Origin of the sequence: Spirosoma profusum (assembly GCF_014699005.1) — a bacterium.
GTDB lineage: Bacteria > Bacteroidota > Bacteroidia > Cytophagales > Spirosomataceae > Spirosoma > Spirosoma profusum.
In genome coordinates, this window is sequence record NZ_JACWZY010000005.1 from 47,160 (window position 1) to 72,841 (window position 25,682).

Annotated in this window: 25 protein-coding genes; 19 read left to right on the forward strand and 6 right to left on the reverse strand. The window is 47.5% G+C overall.

The window, feature by feature from the left end:
• Positions 1–80: 80 nt before the first annotated feature.
• Positions 81–728: a peptidoglycan DD-metalloendopeptidase family protein gene (locus IC229_RS07850; protein WP_190886406.1), complete on the forward strand. Its 648-nt coding sequence runs from the start codon at positions 81–83 to the stop codon at positions 726–728.
• A 52-nt stretch (positions 729–780) separates the two neighbouring features.
• Here the strand turns inward: IC229_RS07850 and IC229_RS07855 are convergent, their stop codons facing one another.
• The gene (locus IC229_RS07855; RefSeq protein WP_190886407.1) at positions 781–1,575 is read right to left on the reverse strand and encodes an alpha/beta fold hydrolase; all 795 of its coding nucleotides are present in this window, start codon (positions 1,573–1,575) and stop codon (positions 781–783) included.
• 113 nt (positions 1,576–1,688) lie between these two features.
• On the opposite strand from IC229_RS07855, the gene IC229_RS07860 reads away from it, so the two are divergent.
• From IC229_RS07860 to IC229_RS07875, 4 genes are all read left to right on the forward strand, one after another.
• Entirely contained in the window at positions 1,689–1,949 is a 261-nt protein-coding gene (locus IC229_RS07860; protein WP_190886408.1) for a hypothetical protein, read from the forward strand.
• 12 nt (positions 1,950–1,961) lie between these two features.
• Entirely contained in the window at positions 1,962–2,198 is a 237-nt protein-coding gene (locus tag IC229_RS07865) for a hypothetical protein (RefSeq protein ID WP_190886409.1), read from the forward strand.
• Positions 2,199–2,252: 54 nt separating this feature from the next.
• A complete protein-coding gene (locus tag IC229_RS07870) occupies positions 2,253–2,642 on the forward strand; it encodes a DoxX family protein (RefSeq protein WP_190886410.1) in 390 nt (129 codons plus the stop codon).
• Between the two features lie 67 nt (positions 2,643–2,709).
• Positions 2,710–3,414, forward strand: coding sequence for a hypothetical protein (locus IC229_RS07875; protein WP_190886411.1), 705 nt, complete (start codon positions 2,710–2,712; stop codon positions 3,412–3,414).
• Between the two features lie 50 nt (positions 3,415–3,464).
• Here IC229_RS07875 and IC229_RS07880 read toward each other — a convergent pair whose 3' ends face one another.
• Positions 3,465–4,118 (reverse strand): hypothetical protein, encoded by a 654-nt coding sequence (locus IC229_RS07880; RefSeq protein WP_190886412.1) that lies wholly within the window; start codon positions 4,116–4,118, stop codon positions 3,465–3,467.
• A 143-nt stretch (positions 4,119–4,261) separates the two neighbouring features.
• Here IC229_RS07880 and sufB point away from each other — a divergent pair, with 143 nt between their 5' ends.
• Positions 4,262–5,749, forward strand: a complete 1,488-nt coding sequence (gene sufB / locus IC229_RS07885; RefSeq protein ID WP_190886413.1) for a Fe-S cluster assembly protein SufB — start codon at positions 4,262–4,264, stop codon at positions 5,747–5,749.
• Between the two features lie 92 nt (positions 5,750–5,841).
• On the opposite strand, the gene IC229_RS07890 is transcribed toward sufB, so the two are convergent.
• Positions 5,842–6,429, reverse strand: a complete 588-nt coding sequence (locus IC229_RS07890; protein ID WP_190886414.1) for a GNAT family N-acetyltransferase — start codon at positions 6,427–6,429, stop codon at positions 5,842–5,844.
• Positions 6,430–6,535: 106 nt separating this feature from the next.
• Between IC229_RS07890 and uvrB the strand changes: the two genes are divergently transcribed.
• Together uvrB and IC229_RS07900 are read left to right on the forward strand one after the other, a co-directional pair.
• Positions 6,536–8,554 (forward strand): excinuclease ABC subunit UvrB, encoded by a 2,019-nt coding sequence (gene uvrB / locus IC229_RS07895; RefSeq protein WP_190886415.1) that lies wholly within the window; start codon positions 6,536–6,538, stop codon positions 8,552–8,554.
• A gap of 283 nt (positions 8,555–8,837) precedes the next feature.
• Positions 8,838–9,365, forward strand: a complete 528-nt coding sequence (locus IC229_RS07900) for a DUF2911 domain-containing protein (RefSeq protein ID WP_190886416.1) — start codon at positions 8,838–8,840, stop codon at positions 9,363–9,365.
• A 12-nt stretch (positions 9,366–9,377) separates the two neighbouring features.
• Here the strand turns inward: IC229_RS07900 and IC229_RS07905 are convergent, their stop codons facing one another.
• Positions 9,378–10,325 (reverse strand): alpha/beta hydrolase, encoded by a 948-nt coding sequence (locus IC229_RS07905; RefSeq protein WP_190886417.1) that lies wholly within the window; start codon positions 10,323–10,325, stop codon positions 9,378–9,380.
• A 138-nt stretch (positions 10,326–10,463) separates the two neighbouring features.
• Here IC229_RS07905 and IC229_RS07910 point away from each other — a divergent pair, with 138 nt between their 5' ends.
• Positions 10,464–13,742, forward strand: a complete 3,279-nt coding sequence (locus IC229_RS07910; RefSeq protein ID WP_190886418.1) for a glycoside hydrolase family 2 TIM barrel-domain containing protein — start codon at positions 10,464–10,466, stop codon at positions 13,740–13,742.
• Positions 13,743–13,960: 218 nt separating this feature from the next.
• Positions 13,961–15,112, forward strand: a complete 1,152-nt coding sequence (locus IC229_RS07915) for a sigma-54-dependent transcriptional regulator (RefSeq protein WP_190886419.1) — start codon at positions 13,961–13,963, stop codon at positions 15,110–15,112.
• A 56-nt stretch (positions 15,113–15,168) separates the two neighbouring features.
• Here IC229_RS07915 and IC229_RS07920 read toward each other — a convergent pair whose 3' ends face one another.
• The gene (locus IC229_RS07920; protein ID WP_190886420.1) at positions 15,169–16,290 is read right to left on the reverse strand and encodes a LuxE/PaaK family acyltransferase; all 1,122 of its coding nucleotides are present in this window, start codon (positions 16,288–16,290) and stop codon (positions 15,169–15,171) included.
• Between the two features lie 37 nt (positions 16,291–16,327).
• Here IC229_RS07920 and IC229_RS07925 point away from each other — a divergent pair, with 37 nt between their 5' ends.
• Positions 16,328–16,876, forward strand: coding sequence for a hypothetical protein (locus tag IC229_RS07925; protein WP_190886421.1), 549 nt, complete (start codon positions 16,328–16,330; stop codon positions 16,874–16,876).
• Between the two features lie 10 nt (positions 16,877–16,886).
• On the opposite strand, the gene IC229_RS07930 is transcribed toward IC229_RS07925, so the two are convergent.
• Positions 16,887–18,086: a sensor histidine kinase gene (locus IC229_RS07930; RefSeq protein ID WP_190886422.1), complete on the reverse strand. Its 1,200-nt coding sequence runs from the start codon at positions 18,084–18,086 to the stop codon at positions 16,887–16,889.
• 320 nt (positions 18,087–18,406) lie between these two features.
• On the opposite strand from IC229_RS07930, the gene hemA reads away from it, so the two are divergent.
• The 8 genes from hemA to IC229_RS07970 all read left to right on the forward strand — a co-directional run bounded on the left by hemA (position 18,407) and on the right by IC229_RS07970 (position 25,521).
• Positions 18,407–19,714 carry a glutamyl-tRNA reductase gene (hemA, locus tag IC229_RS07935; RefSeq protein ID WP_190886423.1) on the forward strand — a complete coding sequence of 436 codons (1,308 nt, stop codon included), beginning with the start codon at positions 18,407–18,409 and terminating at the stop codon, positions 19,712–19,714.
• A 185-nt stretch (positions 19,715–19,899) separates the two neighbouring features.
• Positions 19,900–20,493: a DUF4230 domain-containing protein gene (locus tag IC229_RS07940; RefSeq protein WP_190886424.1), complete on the forward strand. Its 594-nt coding sequence runs from the start codon at positions 19,900–19,902 to the stop codon at positions 20,491–20,493.
• Between the two features lie 239 nt (positions 20,494–20,732).
• Complete coding sequence (locus tag IC229_RS07945) at positions 20,733–21,302, forward strand: YqgE/AlgH family protein (protein WP_190886425.1); 570 nt, start codon at positions 20,733–20,735, stop codon at positions 21,300–21,302.
• A gap of 135 nt (positions 21,303–21,437) precedes the next feature.
• Positions 21,438–22,052 (forward strand): outer membrane beta-barrel protein, encoded by a 615-nt coding sequence (locus IC229_RS07950; protein WP_190886426.1) that lies wholly within the window; start codon positions 21,438–21,440, stop codon positions 22,050–22,052.
• A 42-nt stretch (positions 22,053–22,094) separates the two neighbouring features.
• On the forward strand, positions 22,095–22,562 hold the full coding sequence (locus IC229_RS07955) for an NADH-quinone oxidoreductase subunit A (RefSeq protein ID WP_190886427.1): 468 nt from the start codon (positions 22,095–22,097) through the stop codon (positions 22,560–22,562).
• 50 nt (positions 22,563–22,612) lie between these two features.
• Positions 22,613–23,125: an NADH-quinone oxidoreductase subunit B gene (locus IC229_RS07960; protein ID WP_190886428.1), complete on the forward strand. Its 513-nt coding sequence runs from the start codon at positions 22,613–22,615 to the stop codon at positions 23,123–23,125.
• Between the two features lie 65 nt (positions 23,126–23,190).
• On the forward strand, positions 23,191–24,135 hold the full coding sequence (locus tag IC229_RS07965; RefSeq protein ID WP_190886429.1) for a hypothetical protein: 945 nt from the start codon (positions 23,191–23,193) through the stop codon (positions 24,133–24,135).
• Between the two features lie 111 nt (positions 24,136–24,246).
• Positions 24,247–25,521 (forward strand): polysaccharide pyruvyl transferase family protein, encoded by a 1,275-nt coding sequence (locus IC229_RS07970; RefSeq protein ID WP_190886430.1) that lies wholly within the window; start codon positions 24,247–24,249, stop codon positions 25,519–25,521.
• Positions 25,522–25,682 lie beyond the last annotated feature (161 nt).

Consider the following 25,682-nt stretch of genomic DNA (forward strand, 5'->3'; position numbering starts at 1 on the left):
AAATAACGAACAAAATAGCTGTAAATATACCGTTGTCACCCAACATTGACAACTAACTTGCGTCGTCAATCTGCTGCTGTATGCTTCTCCCTTTTAATTTCCAGAACGATACGTACCTGGTTCTCGATTTCTCGGCCACCAATCCAGATCTGGCTACGCTTGATCTGACTGATACGTCTGTCTTTACGAAATACGTCTTTGAAAAATTAAAAGCGGCCGGAGTTCGCGTGGGCGTCGGTGGTTACAACGAACACCGGGTCATTTACCGACGTAGCGCCCATTTTAATACGGATGAAGATCCGCGCGAAATTCATTTAGGCATCGACTTCTGGGCCGAAGCAGGAACGCCCGTTTTTGCGCCATTAGCCGGTATCGTGCACAGCTTTCGGGATAACGCCAACTTCGGCGATTACGGCCCAACCATTATCCTGGAACACCAAGACAACGTAGCACAAAAGCCGCATTACTCGCTCTATGGCCATTTGACACGAACATCACTGGAAGGTCTTTACGAAGGTAAATCGTTTAAAAAAGGGGAAAAGTTAGGCGAAATTGGTCCCTACCCCGAAAACGGCGACTGGCCTCCTCACCTACATTTTCAACGAATGACTGATATGCTTGGTCTGAAAGGCGATTTCCCCGGTGTCTGCTCGCTACGTGACCGGGCGAAATTTCTGACGATCTGCCCCAATCCAAATGATTGGCTGGGGATCGAGGGGCTTCCTTAACGCATTACGTATGCCATTCCGCGCAGGAATGGCATACGTAGTAAATGCTACGTTAGTTTTTCAGGAAATCGACCACTGCTTTGGCAAATTCCGGCGTCCGCATGGCTCCACCATGATTTCCGGGTACGATAACTAGCCGCGAACCGGGAATGGCATCTACCAGCGTTTGTGGGTCGCCGTTGTCTTTGTCCTGATCGCCATTCACCACGAGTACAGGAATCTTGATTTTCGCAAGTTCGGCTTTACTGGTCACGGGCTGAAATTCCTGTAAACGAGCCAGCACAACCGTATCGGCTCCTGATTTTTTGGCGTTATCGACGGCGGGTTGCAATTCAGGATGACTACCAGGTTTAGTTAAAGCTTCGAAGAAACTCCGGCGACGTATCCAGTTGGGATCTGAAAAATCGACACTGATACCACCCATCACCGCCCGACGAACCTGTTTGTCCATAGTCAATAATTTTGCCGTCAGGATAGCCCCGCGCGAATAGCCTACTACGTCGTAATTACTGAGATTCAGGTGTTTCATCAAGGCCATTACGTCCTTTAATTCCGTGTTGTCCCGGTACGCTTCGGCGGCATGAGGTCTGTCCGATAAACCATTTCCGCGTAAATCGAGCGTAACGACTTTGAAACCAGCATCGGCCAACGCCTGACGAACCGCTGACCGTTTCCAGCTCTCACTGTTGCTGATGAACCCATGCAACAGCACAACAGGCTTCCCTTCACCGATAATGTCGTAGTGAATTTTTGTCCCGTCGAACGATGTAAAAAGTGGCTCGCGAGACGTTTGTCCATTTGCCCCAAGGGTTATTAGCAAGCACGTAACGAATAAATAAACTTTCATTGGATGCATGGATTTGACTAATCAGCGTAAAAATCATTTGGTTAACGTAGTTAAGTCTAACCTTTCGCCATTCTACCGGGTTATCCTATCTATCACCTATTTACGCAATGATTATGACTGCTTTTCAAGATGACGAAACAGCAACTGCTACGTCTCAAACGGGTTCGTGGGAGGACCGGATGGCGCCCGACCCGTTCAGAAACCAGAGTGGAGCCGCTATGGAAGATGATGAGGATGAAGTTGATGACAACGTAGCAGACGAAGAAGAATACGACGAGCCGCTCGACGAAGACGGTGACCCAACTGGCGAACACGACCATCATCAGGACGACAATTATTCTTTGGGAGGACACGTAACCCGATCAAGCAGTTAACAACGTAGCACTATGAACACAACTGATAATCAGACCTATGATCCTGCGGAAGACGACAATCAGGGCGTTGTGCAGCTATTGGCTCAGGGCGAAACGGCAAAACCAGGAGCGGCTCAGGTGAAGCAAATGAGCCCGGAATCGGCTATGGGAGCAGATGATAAAAAAGATAGTGATTCACCTGAAGTTGAACGTAACAACGACGACGTACTGGCCGAAGACGTACCCGAATCTGGTGAGCAACTCACGTAAAGCGAATAAGCATTCGTTTAGTAGTTTTTAGACCATCTTTATCCAACGTAATAGATGAACGCCAATCAGTTAGCTCAACTGGTGATACGTATTGGACTGGGTATCAATATGCTGATGCACGGTCTGGTACGTATTCCAAAACTTCACGCGTTTGTTGCGAAAACAGAACCTGGTTTTGCCCAAACCATTTTACCACCCTTACTAACCAAAGGATTTCTCTACACACTTCCTTTTCTTGAGTTAAGCTGCGGCCTTCTGATTCTAATCGGCGGGCAATTCAGCAAATGGGGGTATTTACTCGGCGGATTAATTATCAGTGCATTGCTGTTCGGAACAACACTCAAGGAAAATTGGGACGGCGCTGGTAATCAGTTAATTTATATCATTGCATTCTATCTGGCGTTACGTGGTCTGAACGATTCTGGGCGGGGGCGATTCCGATAATTTTTAACAAGTTTTACAACGGTTGGCAACGAGGATGAGTCCGTATAGGAAACCATCTACGTTTAAAATGAAATCAACGTTGTTGTTAACATCAATTTTAGCAGTCAGTTTATTTAGTATCTCAGCTTGCAAACAGGACGACGTACCGACACAGGCTGGTCTCCCCTACCAATCCTCTTTTCAGCGCGACACCGATGGCTGGACAGCCGACATCACCGACTACGGTACAGCGCAGGAAAACATTATGGAATTTAAATCGGCACGGGCTGGTTTGCCTGCTCCCCTTGATTCCAGTCGCAAGTCGTTAATGATCGAAAGCATGAACCGTAGTGACGACGCCTTCATGTTCCTGAAAAAGAAAGTAACAGGTTTACAGCCAAATACCGATTATAAACTGGTTTTCGACATAGAACTAGCGTCGAAATATCCCGAAAATTCGATTGGTATTGGCGGATCGCCGGGAAGCAGCGTCTGGCTGAAAGTAGGGGCTTCGCCTGTAGAACCGGTAAAAGAGCTGAAAGACGGTTTTTATTCGCTTAATCTCGATAAGGGCGCTCAGAATAACGATGGAAAAGATGCGATACGTCTGGGAAACATTGCCAGCAGCGATGATACCGAAAAGTATACGCTCATCAAACGTAGCAATACTGAAAAACCGTTCGTCGCCAGATCGAACGAGAAAGGCGAACTCTGGCTGCTGGTCGGTACTGATTCCGGTTTCGAAGGACTAACGACGCTTTACTACAGCCGTATCAATGTGACACTCAATTAATTTCTGATTTACTCAACTTCCCGAATGCCACTACGTAGTGGCATTCTTTTTTATGGCTCAGGGCAATTGGCGAGTTCTGTTACGTTGTTTTTGTTATGTACGTGAGTCAGTTGCCAGCAATTGTCATAGACATCGCTGTAGAAAATTTTGATTTGATACGTACTATCAGCCATCAAGTCCTGCAATTTGTCTAAAAAAGGCCCGCTCACATTACCTTTTTTGCGCCATTGATAAATGGTCATCAGGTCGCCTTCCTTAATAGCAGTTCCCGATTCAACAACATCTTCAGCCTTGCTGGCTGCCCACCAATCATACCACACCGTCAGCAATGAATCTTTCTTGATTTCTTTCATCATTGCCTCATCCGTTATCTTAGGCCTATTGCTTAACTCATTAAACCGAAGCTCGCCTGCACCTAATTCCTTACTTATAAAATTGACATAATCGGTAGACTCATTTTTGCCGTGACCAATGAGAATTTGACGAATAAAGGCAGGGCCAACTCCTTTATTTTCCAGCATGATATGTACCGAATTATCCTGTATCTGGTGGCGAACCTGTAAGTAAGGCAATACTGATTTCTGTTGCTGCTCACGCGCAATCTTTGTCTGAAAAATAGAAACAACTAAAGCAGCTAAACTTAGGAACGTAGCGGAAAGGCTGAGATGGAGTTCAATATTGATACGTTTCTTCGGTGCAGGCATAAGTAGATAGACTATACACGTTGAGATGCCCGAAATAACGGAAAGTTTCCGATATTTGTCCAGCCTGCCCGGAACGTACCCGTTCAGCTAATTGTTAAAAATAAAGCACAACGGTGCAAAAAGGCACGTCATTAACCTAGACTATGAGCAAGGACGCTGACATTTTAGAAAGCATAACCAACGCTGAATATAAATACGGATTCGAGACGCTGATTGAAGCCGATGAGGCTCCCGTTGGCCTCGATGAGAGCATTATTCGTTTTATTTCTGCTAAGAAAAATGAGCCTGAGTGGTTACTCGAAAATCGATTGAAAGCCTTCCAGATGTGGCAAGGCATGACCGAACCAAAATGGCCCAACGTTACGTATCCAAAGATTGATTATCAGGCCATTAAGTATTACTCAGCGCCCAAACAGAAGAAAACTGTCAATTCGCTCGACGAAATCGATCCTGAGTTACTCGATACGTTCAACCGGCTTGGTATCTCGCTCAGCGAGCAAAAACGACTGGCTGGTGTGGTTGATACAACAGATACCAATCCGAACGACCGCCCCCGTGTAGCTGTCGATGCCGTGATGGACTCGGTTTCGGTAGCCACTACGTTCAAGAAAGACCTCGCTGAACGGGGTATTATTTTCTGTTCCATTACGGAAGCTGTTCACGAACATCCTGAGTTAGTTAAGAAGTATTTGGGTTCGGTGGTACCGGCAAAAGACAATTACTACGCTGCCCTCAACGCGGCTGTCTTCACCGACGGGTCGTTTTGTTACATTCCAAAAGGCGTTCGCTGTCCAATGGAATTGTCGACCTATTTCCGTATCAATGCCGCTGGAACAGGTCAGTTCGAACGTACACTGATTATCGCCGACGAAGGTTCGTACGTGAGTTATCTGGAAGGATGCACAGCCCCGATGCGCGACGAAAATCAGCTTCATGCAGCCGTAGTCGAACTGATTGCCCGCGCTGATGCTGAAATCAAATATTCGACGGTACAGAACTGGTATCCAGGTGATAAGGATGGCAAAGGTGGTATTTACAACTTTGTTACCAAACGCGGCATCTGCGACGGCCCGAACGCAAAAATCTCCTGGACACAAGTAGAAACAGGGTCGGCCATTACGTGGAAGTACCCGTCTGTAATTCTGAAAGGCGATAACTCGATTGGTGAGTTCTATTCGGTGGCCGTTACGAACAACATGCAGCAGGCCGATACGGGTACCAAAATGATTCACATCGGCAAAAACACCAAAAGTCGGATTGTTTCAAAAGGTATTTCGGCGGGCAAAAGCCAGAATTCTTACCGGGGTCTGGTGCAGGTGCTGAAACGTGCCGAAAATGCCCGTAATCACTCTCAATGCGACTCGTTGCTGCTGGGCGATAAATGTGGCGCCCATACGTTCCCGTATCTGGAAGTCAATAATTCATCGGCTACCGTCGAACACGAAGCTACTACGTCGAAAATCGGCGAAGACCAGTTATTCTACTGCAACCAGCGCGGCATTCCGAATGAGCAGGCTGTTGCCCTGATTATCAACGGTTACGCAAAAGAAGTTCTAAACCAACTACCAATGGAATTCGCCGTGGAAGCACAGAAACTGCTGGCGATTAGCCTGGAAGGTAGTGTAGGGTAATTATCCCAGAAATATTTATGTGATTGGAGCCTCTGCGGAAACGTAGAGGCTTTTTTGCTACGTTGCTGTGTATGTGCCAAAAGCTAATACAATCAATCACCCAAAGGCAGATACATATCGTAGTTCAGCACATCGTTCGTGAATTGGCCTGCATTGATAAATCCATACTTTTGATAGTAATGCATGGCCCGCTGATTTCGATCCTGTATGCCACCCCATAAAATAATTCGTTGTTTGCCCATCGTTCGGGCAATAGCCAGCGACTTTTTCATCAGGTGATTCCCTAAGCCACGACTTTGATAGTCATCAGCAATGGAAGGTGCAATCGAATAATCAGTTGCTGTATGTATGGGCATTCCCAGAGCCTGAAAACGAGCCGTATCCGAAGGCGTAGCTCCCGACAACAAGAGAAAATAGGCAATGATTTTTCCCGTGGCCGACGAAACAGCTACCAGCCGTACCACCTCCTCAGGATTTAGCGTCTTACAGATATGTTCTACCGTTTCTACAATGAACGAGTGCGGAGCAAAATAACTTTTTGTCTGCTCAGATAAGCCACCGAAATAAGCCGTTAATTTAGCCGAATCGGACGATTCCAGCAGCCGAATCGTGATTTGTTCGTCAAGTGATAAGCTGATCGTTTCGGGCGTAAACGGTGCTACAGTGAAAAGTGGGTTCATCGTTTTTAGTAAAGGGAAGGTACGGATTCACAACGTAGCAATTTAAAAACTCTCCTTGGAATCCAACTCAAAAATTCGTAAATTAGCCAGATTCTAAACGGCGCTAATGAACTTCGAATTAACCTCTGAATTTCAGCCTACCGGCGATCAGCCGAAGGCTATCGAACAACTCGTCAAAGGGCTCAACGAAGGCGAACAATCTCAGGTTTTGCTGGGTGTAACGGGCAGCGGAAAAACGTTCACCGTGGCCAACGTAATCGCTCAAACCAACCGCCCAACACTCGTACTCAGCCATAATAAAACGCTGGCGGCCCAGCTCTACGGCGAATTCAAACAGTTTTTTCCGAACAATGCGGTTGAGTATTTCATCAGCTACTACGACTACTACCAGCCGGAAGCGTATATAGCCACTACCAATACATACATCGAGAAAGACCTCGCAATCAACGAAGAAATCGACAAACTACGGCTCTCTGCTACGTCGGCGCTGATGAGCGGTCGGCGCGATGTGATTGTGGTGGCGTCGGTATCATGCATTTACGGCATGGGCAACCCCGATGAATTCAAACGTAACGTAGTGCCGATTGAGGTCGGAGCGCGATTGAGTCGAAATCAGTTTCTGCATCAGCTCGTCAGCATTTTGTACAGCCGCACCGAAGGCGAATTTGGGCGGGGAACATTCCGCGTGAAGGGAGATACAGTCGACCTCTACGTTGCGTATGCTGATTTTGCCTATCGGGTTATCTTCTTTGGCGATGAAATCGAAACCATCCAACGTATCGATCCATCGACAGGCCGAAAGATTTCAGACGAGCGTTACGTTACTATTTTCCCGGCTAACCTATTCGTTACCAGTAGCGAGACCATGCAGAGCGCTATTCATCAAATTCAGGACGATATGGTGACGCAGATACGTTATTTCGAATCCGACTTTCGTGAAATGGAAGCTACGCGGATTCGGGAACGTACTGAATTTGATCTCGAAATGATGCGTGAACTGGGCTATTGTTCTGGTATCGAAAACTACTCCCGTTACTTCGACCGCCGTATGCCCGGTCAGCGACCTTTCTGCCTGCTCGATTATTTTCCAGATGATTTCCTGTTGGTCGTTGACGAAAGTCACGTAACGATTCCGCAGATACGAGCCATGTGGGGTGGCGACCGTTCTCGTAAAACGGCACTGGTCGATTATGGTTTCCGGCTTCCATCGGCAATGGACAACCGACCACTGACATTTCAGGAATTTGAAGATTTGTCGGGACAGTCAATCTTCGTGTCAGCTACCCCATCCGACTATGAATTACGACGTAGTGAAGGCGTTGTGATTGAGCAGCTTATTCGGCCAACTGGCCTTCTCGATCCAGAAATTGAAGTACGTCCCAGCCTGAACCAGATTGACGACCTGCTTGAATCCATCGACAGTCGGGTAAAAAGTCACGAACGGGTATTGGTCACTACGTTGACCAAACGGATGGCCGAAGAACTGACCAAATACCTTGACCGAGTCGGCATTAAAACGCGCTACATTCACTCCGAAGTCAAAACGCTGGACCGGGTTGAAATTCTGCGGGATTTGCGCCTGGGTAATTTTGACGTATTGGTCGGTGTGAACCTGCTACGTGAAGGTCTTGACCTTCCTGAAGTATCTCTGGTAGCCATTATGGACGCTGACAAAGAAGGTTTTCTGCGGGATATCCGTTCGCTGATTCAGACCATCGGCCGGGCCGCCCGTAATGCTAACGGCAAGGTGATTATGTATGCCGATACCATCACCGGTTCTATGCAGAAAGCCATTGATGAAACGAACCGTCGTCGGGCGATTCAGATGGAATACAATGCTGATAATGGTATCACACCGACGACAGTATTAAAATCCCGAGAAGCTATATTGGGTCAAACCAAAGTGGCCGACTCGAAGGTGAAGCACGTTTATATTGAACCTGAAGAGATTCGCATTGCGGCCGATCCGGTGGTACGGTACATGGGTAAAAGTGATCTGGAAAAATTAATTACTGAAACACAATCGAAAATGGAACGAGCCGCCAAAGACCTCGACTTTCTGGAAGCCGCCCGACTTCGGGATGAGTTGTTTCAGTTACGCGATAAGCTGAAGCAGGAAGCATAAGTATCGGGCTTACCATTTGTTTGGCTGCAAAAGCGAAGGATATCTTTGCAATGGCTGGGGAGAGATCCTCGACCGTTATTTGAGGTAATACGTCCGGTCCCGGCGGGGCACCGCGGATAGTATTACCTCATTGTATTTTACAGCCTACAAACAAGGATGAGCAAAATAAGTTGATAGTTATGGGAACCGAACGCTAATACGTAGGTAGCAATGCTACGTCGGTAGAGCAAATAACGAATTATTCCTACCTTGCAGTCTGTCCGGTTAAAACCCTCTCACTTCCATGAAACGTATTTTTACTATCCTCGGCATCATCGCTGCTGTCATACTGATTGGCCTGTTTTCACTACGTAGCTGGACCAAATCCAGTAGCCCAGAAGCCATTACAGAAGTCGATCAGAACGGCCTGAAAATTAAAGTGACCTATTGCCGACCTTATAAAAAAGGGCGGGAGATTTTCGGCGGTTTGGTACCTTACGGAAAGGTCTGGCGAACAGGAGCAAACGAAGCGACTGTCATTGAATTAGGTCAGGACGTAACGGTTGCCGGCCAGCCTTTAAAAGCGGGCAATTATTCATTCTGGACTATTCCTTCACAGCAAGGCTGGATTGCTATTTTCAACAGCGAAACCGGTCAGTGGGGTACCAATTACGATCAATCCAAAGACGTATTGCGCGTGCCAGTTGTATCCCGCCAGCACACGCCTATGGCCGAGCAATTCACCATCAATCTGATACCAGCCACTAATGGTGCGGACATGATGCTGATCTGGGACACAACCGAAGCAACGGTGCCGTTTCAGCGACGATAATCAATTTTGTCGTTAATGGTGGAAACCTGTCCCAATAAATTTCAACGCTTCAGGCAGACCAGTACGCCAGTACGTCCATGTGTGCGCGCCATCGCGGGCACGGTATTCGTGCGGAATTTTCCGCTCCAGCAAAGACACATGCAGGGCCGCATTACCAACCGTCAAGACGTCGTCATCGCCACAGTCGAGGTACCAGCGTACGCGAGTTAAATCGCCTTCTGGTGCCGATTTGGCCAGATTTATGGGACTGTTACGTTTCCAGGTAAGACTGAGCCGGTCATCGCCTTTGACTGGCCCACTAAAAATAGGTGCGAAAACCGTATTAAATCGCTCATCTGGAATACTTTTAAAGCTTTCATCGGTACGGACAGCAGCACTCAAGGCAGCGCATGAACTGAACAGGTCAGGATGGTGCATTGCCAGCATGAGCGACCCAAAACCACCCATCGACAGTCCTGAAAGCGCCCTGTATTCACGCTGAGTACGCGTTCGGAACATCGAATCGATGTGCGGAATCAACTCCTGCACAAACATGTCTTCGTAACGCACTTTATTCTGATAATCATTTACATACCACGTAACGCCCGCGTTAGGCATCACAATAATCATTGGCGGTACGTCGCCCGATCGAATACTGGCATCGGCAATACGGTCGGCTTCTCCAAACTGAATCCAGCCCGTTTCGTCATCGCCCAGTCCGTGCAGCAGATATACTACTGGATAGCGACGATTCGAAACGTAGTAATCAGGAGGTAAATACACTGAAAACTTCACCGCCTGATTCATCAAAGAACTGTTCATAACCAGGCTTTCGAGCAGACGCGTTTGGGGAGCCGCAACTACTGGCACGGGTCCATTACTTTGAGGAGTAGTTAATTGGTCACGTCGACGTGATTGAGCTATCGACGTTACGTGGAGTAAGATCAGTAGTGAACAGAAAACCAGATTACGTATACGCATTACGTCTGATGGGTTAATGGCGGTAAAAATTATGCGTAATTTACGCTGTTTTGCAGTAAGGCTCGTGAATAGATGCTTTCTTTAAAGGCTGGTTTTGAACCGCATCTTCGCTTGTGTACAGAAATAAACGCGTTCACTATGCACAAACGCTTACCTATCACCCTCTTTTTAACCGTTTTTTTATTCTCAATCTGCCAGGCCCAAAATCTGCCTGACTGGGAAAATCCGCAGGTTATCAGTCTCAACACCGAAAAACCGCACGCCAATCTGGTTCCTTTCGAAACGGAACAACAAGTACTTAACACAACCGACTGGCGAACATCTCCCAATATCAAGCTGCTGAATGGTACGTGGAAATTCCGATGGGTGAAACATCCCCGGCTGGTACCCGGGGAATTCTACCAGCCAACGCTGAACGATCAGAACTGGGATAATCTGCCCGTACCGTCGAACTGGCAGGTTGTGGGCGCCCGCGAAGGTCGTCCTTACGACCGGCCTATTTTCACCAACATCAAACATCCGTTTCCGGCTACTCCGCCACGTATTACCTCCGATACTAATGCTGTGGGTTTATACCGGCTCAAGTTTACGGTTCCAGCCAATTTTCAGAACCACAACGTATTTCTGCACTTTGCCGGTGTTCAATCGACCTGTCGAGTTTTCCTGAACGGACAACCAATTGGTTATCACGAAGATGGTATGACACCCGCCGAATTTCAGATTACGGACAAGCTCAAGACTGGCGAAAATCTATTGGCTGTTGAGGTTATCAACTGGTCGGATGGGAGTTATTTGGAGGATCAGGATTTCTGGCGTATTTCCGGAATTTTCCGGGATGTATTTCTGGTATCTCGCCCCAGAACCTACCTGCGCGATTTAACCATCGTTACCGATCTCGATGATCAGTATCTGAATGCTACGTTGAAAATCAGCGCCAATGTTCGCACGCTGAACGCCGTTGGAACAACTCCTCCTTATCGACTGCGTGTTACGTTGTACAGCCCGAAAAAAGAGATTGTTTTTACTGAAACATTGCCCTCTGACAATGCTACGGATACTGGGCAGGAAATGCTGTTTCGGCTGACTAAAGATGTAAAGGCCCCCACTTTATGGAATGCCGAATCGCCTACGCTGTACACACTCACCGCTCAATTGCTCGGTTCCGACGGACAGGCTACGGAAGCCATCAGCCAACGTATCGGTTTTCGCGAGATGAAACTGGGTGATGGTCTACTTTTGCTTAACGGCAAACCTGTTACGTATAAAGGCGTCAATCGTCATGAATTCGATCCGAACACCGGGCGTGTTATGGGTCGGGAATCGATGATTCAGGACATCAAGTTGATGAAGCAATACAACATCAATGCGGTACGTACCTCGCACTACCCGAACGTAACAGATTGGTACGACCTCTGTGATGAATACGGCCTCTACGTTATCGACGAAGCCAATATTGAAAGTCATGAATTATGGGGAAAAGGCCAGTCGCCGGCCGACAAACCGGAATGGCGTGATGCCTTCGTCGCGCGTGGTCGGGCGATGGTCGAACGTGACAAAAACCACCCCTGCATCGTCATATGGTCGCTGGGAAACGAAACCGGCATGGGACAGAACTTCCGCGATATGGCCGATATTATACGACTCATGGATGCCACTCGGCCTATTCACTACGAAGGAAGAAATCCTTATAATGCTACGTCGTTAACCAGTTTTGACATCATTTCGACGATGTATCCGTCTGTCGATGACATGGTTAAACTCATGGAAAAAGATCCAAATCGGCCTGTTATCGTGTGCGAATACGGCCATGCGATGGGTAATAGTGTCGGTAATCTGAAGGATTATTGGGCCGCCATTGACCGGTATCCAAGGATGCAGGGTGGGTTTATCTGGGATTGGGTTGACCAGGGGTTACGCCTGAAAAACAGCGAGGGAAAAGAGTACACAGCGCATATCAATTACATTGATGGTGCCAACGCTTGTGATGGCCTGGTGAATCCCGACCGAACGCCCCAACCCGAACTGAACGAAGTAAAGCTTGTCTATCAATACGTTAAATTAACGCCCCCAACGGCACTTTCGGCAGGACAGCCTTTCAAATTGAACGTACGAAATACCTACGAATTTTTACCGCTCGACTTCTTTCGACTGGAGTGGGAACTGATACGTAACGGGGAGGTAGTACAACGCGGTGGCGAAAATAATTTAGTAGCCAAACCCGGTCAAACGCAAGTGCTTACGCTTCCTGTAAAGCTGGATGAATACTTCGATTCGAGACAGATTGACGGGAACGCTCGCCCAAATCCGGTGAATCGGTTGGCGCAATCAGGCGAATATTTCCTGAATGTGAGCATTCGATTAAAACAGGCAAACACTTGGGCATCAGCAGGGCATGAGGTCGCCAGCGGGCAATTTCCGGTAAAAATCAATTCGCCCGAGCCTACTGTCGTTGGAATGAACCGACTTCAGCCCGTGAAAGCTACGTCAACGGCAACCAACGTAACGATTCGCGGGCGCGATTTCGCTGTAGTATTCGATAAAGCGATGGGCACTTTGAGTCAGTGGTTTTTCAGAGGAAAAAATATGCTGGCGTCGGACGTATCAGACAAGGGATTTCGGCCCAGTCTCTGGCGCGTTCCTACTGACAATGATGAAGGCGGTGGTAAAAACTCGTTTGCGACCCGTTGGCGTCAGGCTGGTTACGACACGTTCAAAGCTCATTCTGTCGATTTCAAAATGGAGCCTCATCCGCAAATGATAAAAGTGAGCTGTACGAACGAGTTGACTGCCACCGGCGGCACTATCACGCAGCAAACAGACTACATTGTATATGGTACAGGCGATGTTCAGATGACTACTACGTATACGCCATCTGGTACGTTGCCTCCGCTAGCCCGCGTGGGTATGCAGGTCGATTTACTGCCCGCCTTTACGAATATGAATTGGTACGGTCGTGGGCCATTCGAGAGCTACACCGACCGGAAGGATGCGGCCAAAATTGGTGTTTATGATGCAAAAATTGCCGACCAGTTTTTCCCCTACAGCATGGCGCAGGAAAATGGGAATAAAACTGACGTTCGCTGGGCCAAACTTACTGACACTATGGGCAATGGCTTTCTCATTATTGCCGATGCAAATGCTGATACGTTCCTACATGTTAACGCGCGTGATTATACGGACAGTGCGTTGCTGGAGGCCAAAAGGCCAGATCATCAGGAAGTTGAACGAGGTAACGTAACGGTCGTGAACATCGATATGGCTCAGATGGGGCTGGGGGGCGATGATAGTTGGTCACCCCGCGTTCATAAAGAATATCAGTTGCCGGCGACCAAACCGTACACGTATTCGTTTCGAATGCGCCCCATCGATCAACGTACCAACGTAGCAGAAGTGGTAAGTTTACAACTCCCACGGTAGCCAGTAACCACCAAAGGATTTTAGTAAATTTGCCCTGTGGTTCATCGGATGCGGTATAAATTTCCTATTTTCGGGCTTATACGACTAAGAATTGACAATGAATAATGAATAATGAACAATTACCGGTCTGGTAATCAGGAAAAAAGGTATTGTGCATTTTACATTATACATTCATCCAGAATCTGATCTAATTTTATTTTTAAAAAATATCCAGTTCTATGGCCAAACTGATTATCGTAGATGATGAGTGGAAAATCCGGGCAGCCCTACGCGATATCCTGGAGTATGAAGGCTACGAGGTCGATGAAGCAAAAGATGGTGAAGAGGGGCTGGAGATGATCTTGCGCAATAACTACGACGTAGCGTTGTGCGACGTTAGAATGCCCAAACTGACTGGCATGGAAGTTCTTCTGAAAGTCACCGAAGCCAGTAAAGCCACTCAACTCATCATGATTTCGGCACACGGCACTGTCGAAACTGCCGTTGAAGCCACGAAGCAGGGAGCTTATGATTTCATCATGAAACCTCCTGATCTGAACCGCCTGTTGATAACAGTACGCAACGCCATCGAGCGGGCCAAGCTGTTGCAGGAAACAAAGACCCTCAAGAAACGTATCTACAAACTGAACGAAATTGTCGGCGAATCGGAGCCGATTAAGAAAGTCAAAGATACGATCAACCGGGTGGCCGCTACCGAAGCCAGAGTGCTGGTTACAGGAGCCAACGGGTCGGGGAAAGAGATGGTAGCCAAGCAGATTCACGAAAAAGGAAGCCGGGCCAACCAACCTCTAATCGAAGTTAACTGCGCTGCCATACCCAGCGAACTCATTGAGAGCGAATTGTTTGGCCACGAAAAAGGGGCCTTCACCGGAGCCGCAATCCGGCGGGTTGGCAAGTTTGAACAGGCCGATGGTGGTACGTTATTTCTCGACGAGATCGGCGACATGAGTCTGTCGGCTCAGGCTAAAGTGCTACGTGCGTTGCAGGAAAACAAAATTACCCGCGTAGGTGGCGATAAAGAAATCAAGGTAAACGTTCGGGTCATTGCGGCCACGAACAAAGACCTTCGGCAGGAAATTGTAAATGGCAATTTCCGGGAGGATTTATTTCACCGGCTCAGTGTAATTATGATTCACGTACCGCCCCTGGCCGAACGACGTGTCGATATTCCGCTGCTGGCTGACAAATTCCTTCACGACATTGCCACCGAATACGGCGCTCCCCCAAAGGAACTCTCAAACGATGCAATTGCCTACCTGCAATCGCTCCCCTGGACCGGTAACGTACGCGAACTACGTAACGTCATCGAGCGTCTGGTCATCATGTGTGGCGAAGAGATATCGCTGGAAGACGTGAAAGCGTACGCGTAATACAATTTTGAAAGAGCGAAAGAGCGAATTTCCAGCAAGTGCGCTCTTTCACTCTTTCACAATTGTATCATCAAATTGCACCCCCTAACATCCGAGTTATCGAAGCGGCCGATGACGCGAAAATTGCCTTCATTACCAACGTATTGGCCAAGATCCTGAGTCTCAATAAATGAGCAGGAATCCAGATTGGCTAAATCCACTACGTTGACACCGCCCGAACGGGAAAAATCATTTGGATACAGGTGAAACGGATCGTTTATGTCACGCAGTAATACACGTAGCGTCGGACTTGGCCGGAACACGCCCTCTCCTGTTGAATATGCCTGCGACAGAAGTTCAGTCATTCCGTACTCAGAATGAATCGCCTGTACGCCCAGCCGATCTTTCAGAAGTGTATGCACTTCTTCACGCAGCAACTCTCGCCGACGGCCTTTCATACCGCCCGTTTCCATAATAATCAGGCTGGATAGGTTACCCAGAAACGACAGGTCTGGTGACGATTCGGCCCAATCGAGCAGGGCGAATGTTACGCCAATCAGGAGAATCTTTTTCTGAACGTTACGTTGGCTCAGCGAACGTAGCTGACTGGTCAGTTCGTCGTAGTTGTTAAGGAAAAAGCCACTCGTTGGTTCAGGCGTTACGTTCATTCCAACCGAAACACGTTTACTTCGGTCTATAAATCGCTGAACCATATACACCAGCGAGGAGTTATTTCGTTCAAGGTAAGAAGGCAGGAGCGCCAAGACATTCACATTCTGAAGCGGCCCATAAAGTTGCTCAAAAATCTGGACGCTGATGGCTTCGTAAAGTGCCGAATCCGGAACGTAATGTCGGCTGGTCTGGTCTCCGGTGGTACCACTACTGGCGAACATCAACGTATCAGGAGGCAACGTAGTGAATTGATTACTGATGCCCGTCTGCACGGTATGTCTTTTAAAAAAACCGATGGGTAGAAAAGGTATTTGGCGGACTTCCGTGACTTGTTCCGGACGTACATTCAGATACTTCAGGTAGTCACGATACAGCGGATTGTAGGTTGATTGATAATGAAAGACAGACAAGGCCAATTCGTCAAATTGAGCAACATCGGGCGACTGGCTGCTTATTGCCAGAATTTTCCGCCGGAGTGCCTGTCGAATCGGTTCGGCCTCGGTTGAGCGAATAAGTGGAAAAGACAATAGATTTAAGCGTTTATTGGGTAACAAGTACAACAGTATGCGACGGCAACAAATTCACCCGTATCTCTTCATTATTGGAGCTGCCTGGCTCCTTTCGTCCTGTTTCAACGAACCAAATTATTCGAACACGCCCGAAATCGACTTCAAAGGGATATTTAAATATCCTATTGCGCCGGGTAAAGGGGTCGGCCAATCGAAACGCGATTCGGTCGTGATTACCATTGGCTTCCGCGATGGCGATGGTAACCTGGGTAACTCATTGCCACCATCCAAAGCCGATTCGACAAAATACGCTTCGAATGGAAAGTGGGGTAATTACCAGATTCGCACGTTTCGACTAATCAATAAGAAATTTGAAGAGCTTCCTCTATCCGTTAACACAACGCTTATTTTCCCGGAATTCACTCCCGGCAAACCCAAAGGCGCCATTGAAGGGACGCTGGATTTTAACCAGACGTTTCAATACGGAACTAGTTTTACACTCTACCCAACTAAATTCCAGATTAAAATCCGGGATCGCGACCTCAACGAAAGCAACGTCATCGAAACCGATACGGTAACCGTGCCGTTCCCAAACGGCGAGTAAGCGCGCTACGTCAGTTAGCATTCAGAACAATTCGGAAGGTGGTTCCTTTTCCGACTTCTGAACTTTTTACGAAGAGTTTTCCGCTATGGTATTCTTCCACGATACGTTTGGCCAGCGTTAGTCCCAATCCCCAACCCCGTTTTTTGGTACTAAAACCCGGCGAGAAAACCTTCTGCATATTGGCCTTCGATATGCCTTTCCCCGTATCCGTGATGTCGATGGCTACCTGCTGATGCGGCAGAGCTAACATGTTTAATCGTAACTCGCCCGTTCCTTTCATGGCATCGACGGCATTTTTGCAAATGTTTTCGATAACCCATTCGAACAGTAACTTATTGATTTTCACCTCCTGCGTAGCTGGAAGTTGACTTTCCAGACTCATTTTAACTTTTGTTGAAATCCGGCGGGCCAGGTAATTGGTGAACTGTTTCACTACGTCGTTTATATTCTCCTCCTTTAGTGTCGGAATCGAACCGATGCTCGAAAAACGGGCTGTAATCGTTTCCAGACGTTGTACGTCCTTCTCAATTTCATCGGTAATACTGGCATCGTACTGGTCTGGGTCCGAACGCATATACTCAACCCAGGCCATCAGCGACGACATTGGTGTACCTAACTGGTGTGCCGTTTCTTTCGCCAGTCCCACCCAAACCCGGTTCTGCTCGGCCCGGCGCGATGAACTGAACGATATGTACGCCAGCACGCTCAATACAGCCAGAATAGCGAATAGCAAGAACGGGAAATAGTTTAACTGCCTTAGTAAGCTTGAGTTATTGTAGTAAACCAGACCCCGTACTCCATTGCCGACCTCAACCATCAATGGTGGATGGTTTTTCCGCATTTCCTCTCTTTTTTGTTGCAAATACTTCTGTTTAGCCTCTGGGATAGTGTCATATTCGAGTGGAACTTCAAAATTGCGATACATGGCAATATGGCCATCCGGGTTGACGTAAATAGCTGGTACGCTTTCGTTTGCTTCCAGAATTTCACTGGTCACAAACGTCAAATCACCTGAGTTGGAGTGGCTGGTATCAGCCACAAAAGCTATCGAATTAGCGTATAACTGAACGTAATGCTCTTCACGCGTTTCCAGTTGATTAATCAGTCGATTCGTATACAACAGCGAACCCGTTCCGACCAGAAGCAGGTTTAGGGCGACAATAATTTTCAGAATATTATTCTGGCTGTAAATGTCAAATGACTTCAGCATGGTGTAGTACCGCTCGTCAGCTTATCGATTTAGTATCTGAAAAGCGGTTTCGTTGATTTTGTGTTTGGTTCAACCGGGTATATAACGCATTCTAAGGTATAAAATGCTTGTTTCACCTGTCAAAAAATACGCTTTGTGGTATCAGAGAGAACGTAGCGCCTGTCTTAAGTGTTTATTTTGTAAATAGGATTGTAGGAAGACAATTCGAGATTATTTAGATGTCTTCTAAATAGAATGCATGGTTTCGCTGGATGTTTTTACGTCCATGATTGTGTTGTAAATTTGTGCAGGTCTATGACCATTTAGTGAGTTTATCGGAAATGTTAGATACGTTCAAAGCAATTAGTTTATCCCATAAAACGGCGCCACTTCGCGTTCGTGAACTAATTGCACTTAACGAAGACGAAGCCAAGGGTTTTATGCTACGGCTTCGTGATTTTTTCGGGCTGACGGATTTGCTCGTCATCTCAACCTGCAACCGTACCGAAGTTTATTACGCCCTCGAACCCGGAACTACGTCCTCTGATGTAAACGCTGATATTGCCCGGTTGTTACTCATTGAGAAAGGGTTGACCGATACCGACGATTATTTACCTTATTTCCAGTTTTTCGATGCCCACGACGATGCAGTTCGGCATCTGTTTGAAGTTTGTGTAGGGTTGCATTCGCAGGTAATTGGCGATATGCAAATACCGAACCAGGTGAAACAGTCGTACCAATGGTCGGCCGACCTCGATATGGCGGGTCCGTTTCTGCATCGATTGATGCACACGATTTTCTTCACCAACAAACGGGTAGCACAGGAAACCTCATTCCGCGATGGAGCGGCTTCGGTTTCGTATGCCGCCGTAGAGTTAATCGAAGAACTGGTTGGCGAACGGCAAAAACCGAATATTCTGGTAGTTGGTCTGGGCGAGATTGGCACCGACGTTTGTAAAAACCTTGAAGCCCGCTCGGGTGGCGATGTCAGCCACATTACGTTGTGCAACCGCACCCAATCGAAGGCCGAAGCACTGGCTCAGGAATATGGTTTCCGGGTAGCTGACTTTGCCAATCTGACTGACGAAATTTACCGAGCCGACGTCATTATTTCGTCGGTTATGCTCGATGATGCACTCATTACGCCACAGCTTCTGAAGAATGTTAAAATTCTGAGTTTTAAATACTTCATCGACCTCTCGGTGCCACGTAGCGTCGATACGTCGGTTGAACAGATTCCGGGCGTATTGGTGTACAACATCGACCATATTCGCAATCGGGCCGACGAAGCTTTGAATCAGCGAATGGCGTCTATTCCGCAGGTCGAAGCCATTATTACGCAAGCCATCGCTGAATTTGGCGACTGGTCGAAAGAAATGGTGGTATCGCCAACGATTAATAAACTCAAAAATGCGCTGGAGCAGATTCGTCGCGACGAGATTGCCCGGCACATGAAGCACCTTACCTCCGACGAGTCGGAAAAAATCGACAAAATCACGCGGGGTATTATGCAGAAAATCATCAAGTTGCCAGTCTTGCAACTGAAAGCTGCCTGCAAACGCGGTGAAGCCGAAACGCTAATCGACGTACTGAATGACCTCTTCGATCTGGAGAAACAACCCGCTTCAGAAACCAGACATACGTACTGATCTCTGTTATTTTACGTAAAAGGCCCTGTAACCGACTGGTTGCAGGGCCTTTTTGTGTTAACAAGTTTCGTGGGTCAGATACTCAAATCTGATCCCACGAAAATCCATTATTCATTTTAAATTGTTCATTCAATTATCTTCATTCAGTGTTAACTTGAACGTAGTACTTCCAACGGTTTTCATCCATGACCCGACTGATAAGTGCCCTGTTTCGTTTGTTTCTGATTGCCGTGCTGGTAGTTGGTCTGATCGCCATTTGGGAACAGGTACGTAGCAACGACTTGATGAGCCGGTTTCGGCGGGGCGACAGTGTTACCCAAAGCATTGTGTTAAAAGAAGTTAAGGCGATGGGAAAGCTGGAACTGGTACGTTATACGTTCAAAGATATTGTTGAACATGAACAAGCCAATACGTTCCTGCCGAATGCCAACGCTATTTTGCTGGTCGAAGGAGAAGCTACTGGCTGCCTGGATCTTACGAAAATCGTACCAACTGATATTGCCGTCCATGGCGATTCAATCACCGTGCTACTGCCTAAACCTGAACTCTGCACCTGGAAAATCAACCACGACCGTTCGCGGGTTTACGATACCCGGTTTTCGTTTCTGAATGAGTCGCAATTAGTAAGCGATGCGTATCGCAAGGCCGAACATCAGGTTCGTGAGTCAGCACTCAATAGCGGAATTTTAGATCAAACGAGCCGTAACGCCGACCAGATGCTACGTCCCCTTCTCGAACGGATTTCGGGCCGAAAAATCAAATTGGCATTTCAATTGTAGGCATCTGCTTTATAAATCCGTACCATTGCCTTAGTCGTAAACAAAAGTAAGCGACCAGCAGGTTGCCTATTTTTGTTATTTCATATATACGATTTGAGGCTTTAGTACACGATTTACAGGCTAAGAAAAAGGAAATGGTATCCCAAAACATTGACCTGTATTCAGAAAATAGTTTGTATCAATATCAGACCAAAAAAGTCGTTAATTAGCTACGAACAGCTTAAAGCAACCTGATGTTTATGGACACGAACTCAACAACCGTAATGAACGGTGACCTACTAATTGCCGAGCCATACATGGGCGATAATAACTTCGAACGTAGCGTTGTGCTGGTTTGCGAACACGGCGCGTCTGGTACGTTTGGCCTCGTCCTCAATCAATTGACAGACATCCATCTGAGTGACGTAATCGAAGAAGTACATACCGACTTACCGCTTTTCATCGGTGGGCCGGTCCAGCAAAATACTCTGCACTTTATTCACCGTCGGCCCGATCTTATCGATAGCTCGATTCGGGTGTTAGATGGTTTATACTGGAGCGGTGATTTTGAGCAGATTAAAAAATACGTGAATCTGGGTACGCTCACCGAACGGGATGTGCGGTTTTTCATCGGTTATTCGGGCTGGAGCGAAGGCCAGTTAGATGCTGAACTAGGTCAGAAATCGTGGATTGTGAGTCACAGTAACCGTACCAGTGCTGAATTTTTGTTCGAGACGCCAACGAAAGAGTTCTGGCGGGGCGTGTTAAAACGTATGGGTGGCGAATACAAAGCCATTGCTCATTACCCGGTCGATCCACGGCTCAATTAAGCAGTATGTTCCGGCCAATCGAGAACGTAGCAACCGCTTCTTTAAGTTTTTTTAACCAACTTTGTGCATCCTTGAGGAGCAGCGTTTCGGTAATATTACGTTATCGAAAGGTAAACGCTCATTTTAAACTCGTGTATGCATACGTATCGCTTACTCTTTTTTCTTGTTTCAATTAGTCTTCCCCATTTCGTCTGGGCACAAAGTAATAACCCTGTTGGTGGCCATTTTGGTGTAAAAGTTGGCGTATCGTTTACTCAATTAGCCATTACAGGGGTTAGCCCAAATATTCCCCACCGGGCTATGGAACCTCTTGCCGGTGTCATGTATCGGTATCGGTATCATAAGGTGGTTATACAGCCCGAAGCGTTGGTAGGTGTTCGGGGAGGCACGTTTCAACAGGAACTTACTACAGGTGGCCGGTCAACAACCGGTGTATCGTATTATTACGCCAGCCTCCCTATTTTGGCAGGTTTTATTCCGACCGAAGGTATTACAATACAGGCCGGTCCTGAATTTAGTTATGCATTGAATGGCGGACGCACTGGTGGGCCCGGTTCTAAAAACGACGTTGGCGTAGTTGTGGGTGCCCATTACGATTTTCTGGACATGCTCGACAAATTCAGCCTGCACATTCGCTACGTTCACGGACTCGTCAACGTATCACCTGAAGCCGGCGCCAGTTACTACAATCGCAATCTACAGATAGCGATTGTGTATAATCTATATCCGAAAAAGAAGAAAAATAAATAATTAACTGGCAGCCCACAGAGCATTCTTCATTATCATTTATTAATGCTTTCCGATTTCGGTATCATATTGCTCTTTATTCTGGCCGCGTTTGCGTTCATTGCGATTGTGCTTTTTGCAGCGCGATTGCTACGTCCTGACCGACCAAACATTGAGAAAAACAGTACGTATGAGTCGGGGGAGGAGCCAGTCGGTAATGCCAATGTGCAGTTCAATATTCGCTACTACGTTGTAGCGCTGGTCTTTGTGCTGTTCGATGTCGAACTAGTTTTTCTGTTTCCCTGGGCAACCGTATTTGGGCAAGCTCAACTTATTAAATCCACCAACGGACTCTGGGGCTGGTTTGCCTTGACCGAAGCCATCCTGTTTGTAGTTATTCTGGCGCTCGGTCTGGCCTACGTCTGGGCAAAAGGCTATCTTGATTGGGTGAAACCAACGCCTAAAATTCCGACGGTAGAAACCAAAGTGCCCAGGCAGTTGTATCAACAGGTAAACGAACGCTACAAACACTGATCAATTGTAGAGTTAATTCATACCTTGTCTCTACTACGAATCTGAAAATTATGACGTCTCACTCAATAGGTGACAAATCGGGCGAGGCCAGCGTTTTGCTGATGCATTCCGAGGATTTACTCAACTGGTCGCGGGAGAAATCACTTTGGCCGCTCACGTTTGGGCTGGCGTGCTGCGCCATCGAAATGATGGGTGCTATGGCCTCCAACTATGACTTGGAGCGATTCGGTATTTTTCCGCGCCCTTCCCCCCGTCAGTCCGATATTATGATTGTGTCGGGAACAGTAACATATAAAATGGCCGACCGCATCCGGCGACTTTATGAGCAGATGGCCGAACCGCGCTACGTGATTTCGATGGGTTCTTGTTCAAACTGTGGCGGACCTTACTGGCAGCACGGCTACCACGTAGTAAAAGGCGTCGACCGAATTATTCCGGTTGATGTATACGTTCCCGGCTGCCCCCCGCGCCCCGAAGCACTGATCGACGGCTTTCTGAAATTGCAGGAGAAAATCAGAACTGAACATCCATTAAGTGAAAAGAGCGAAAGAATGAAAGAGTGAAAGAGTGAAAGTATCTGCCGGATGGATTTCGCTCTTTCATTCTTTCGCTCTTTCGCTCTTTAAAAATGGCTCCTCTCCTTACCTCCCTTCGACAGACGCTTGGCAGTTTCCGACTGCTCTGGCTCATTTACGGTATTACGTTGGTGTTGGGACTCGTGGTTGCTTTACCATTTTACTCAACCTTCAGCGTTGAGACTCAGCATTCGCTTGCTTTTCAGGAGTTACTAAATGGGTTCGATTATACCGTTTTTTCAGACTTTTGGCACCGAAGTAAGCCAGCCATTCGTCCGCTTATAAGTGTGGGACGTTGGTTGGGGCTTTTGTATTTATTTCTGAGCGTATTCTTAGCGGGAGGTATTTTACTACGTTTCGCTCAGCCCAATACACGATTCGATGTCGGTACGTTTTGGCAAGGATGCACGCACTACGTTGGTCGGTTTATGCGGTTACTGGGCGCTACGTTGTTGTTCGCCGTTATTAGTGGAAGCATCTGGCTGATAGCCGGTTCGCTGGTAGGCTTCGGCCTGAGCGACGACGTAACGGAGCGGGGGCAGCTTTGGATTGGCAGTATCTTTTTCGGATTCTTTGCTCTTACTGTTACGTTGGTATTCTGCATCGGCGATTACGCCAAAGTCATTTTGTTTCGGGAAGACCAGCATAGCGCGCTACGGGCTTTTGGCCTCGCCCTCCGGCTAGTGCTACGTCATCCGGGTAAAACCTATGGCCTTTACCTACTGCTTATATTAATAGGTACCGGATTGTTTGGACTTTATTTTCTAATCGATTCAGTGATTCTGATGAGTGGATGGCTTACCATTTTACTCATGTTTATTATTCAGCAAACGCTGGTTTTCGCTCGCGTCGGGCTGAAGGTTTGGGCGTTAGGTACGGCTTATCATGTATATGGTTCGCTGCCTAAACCGGAACCCGTGCTACGTTCCCAACCAATCGTTACTCCTGTTCAGGCAACCGCTACTGTCTCTGACAATCCTGAATCGCCTGTTGAGTAAGTGTCTGATAAAAGACATTCGTTAGCATCAGCAAGGGTAATAGAGAGCTTTCATTGCCTTATGGAAAATATCTCCTGGCTTTTTAACGCAATTAGCCAAAGATAATGTCGTATGACCACCCGCAGAACTTTTCTCAAACAAACCCCTTCTCTCGTCAGCCTGTTGATGAGTTTTCCGGCACTTGCCCAGTCAGCCGCTAAAAAATCAATTATACTACGTTCGTCCTGGCAAACGGTCAACATTGGTGATATTGGTCATACACCTGGCGTGCTGGCCTTACTTGAAAAATACCTGCCCGATGTAGAAGTGCGTTTGTGGCCATCCAGCCTTACCAATGGCGTAGAGGATTTGATGCGTCGGCGATTTCCGAATGTACCGATTATTCAAAAACCCGACGAAATTGCTCAGGCGCTGAAGGAGTGCGCGTTTCTATTGCATGGTTCAGGGCCGTCGTTGGTGGCGGCAAAAGACGTAGACCGCTGGCGCACTGAAACCGGCAAACCGTATGGCGTCTATGGCATTACGTTCCCCGGTGTGTACAGTCCCGACCCTAAAGCCATGGTTACCGCCAAACCACTCGACGTAGAACTGCTGACTAAAGCCCGTTTCGCCCTGTTCCGCGATTCGATTTCGCTGGATTTTGCCAGAAAGAACGGTGTTACGTGCCCGATTATGGAGTTCTGTCCTGATGGCGCGTTTGGTGTGGATTTACGTAACGAACAGGCAGCCACTACGCTCCTGAAAGAACACGGTCTGGAAGAAAGCAAATTTATGTGCGTCATTCCTCGTCAGCGCTTTACGCCTTATTGGGAAATTCCGGCTAAAAACACGCCGTTCGATGCCACGCGCGATGCCCGAAATCAGGCCATGAAAGAACACGACCATGCACCACTTCGGGAAGCCATGATCGCTATTGTTCGACAGACTCCCCTGAAAATTCTGATTTGTCCCGAAGACGAAACCCAGGTGAAATTGGGAAAAGAAATCCTGTTCGATAAACTGCCCGACGATGTAAAGTCCAAGGTAGTGTGGCGGGATCGATACTGGCTCACCGACGAGGCTGTCAGTACGTATATTCGTTCGGCGGGATTGTTCGGGCTGGAAATGCATTCGCCTATTATGTGCGTCGGCAATGGTATTCCAGCCGTTGTGGGTCGATTTGCCGAACAAACGAGTAAGGGGGTGATGTGGAAAGATATTGGACTGGGCGACTGGCTCTTCGACATGGACAACGCAGCGGACGTAGCGCGTTACGTTCCGACAGTGCTGACAATGGCCAAAGATCCAAAGGCAGCTAAAGCCAAAGCGGCTAAAGCGCGAAAATTTGTGGAGCAACGCCAGCGCGAAACCATGAGCTATGTAAAGAAGAACGTAGTAACGGTTTAGAATTTCAATTAGGTAATTCGTTACGTAGCGACCTAACAACTCATTCTATATTGAGGTCACTACACGACGAGAAAGAGATTAAATCTGCTTCATTTGCTACATACAACCATTTGGTCGCTACGCGACGAGCTATTGAATCAAGTGACTCGTTAATTACTTAT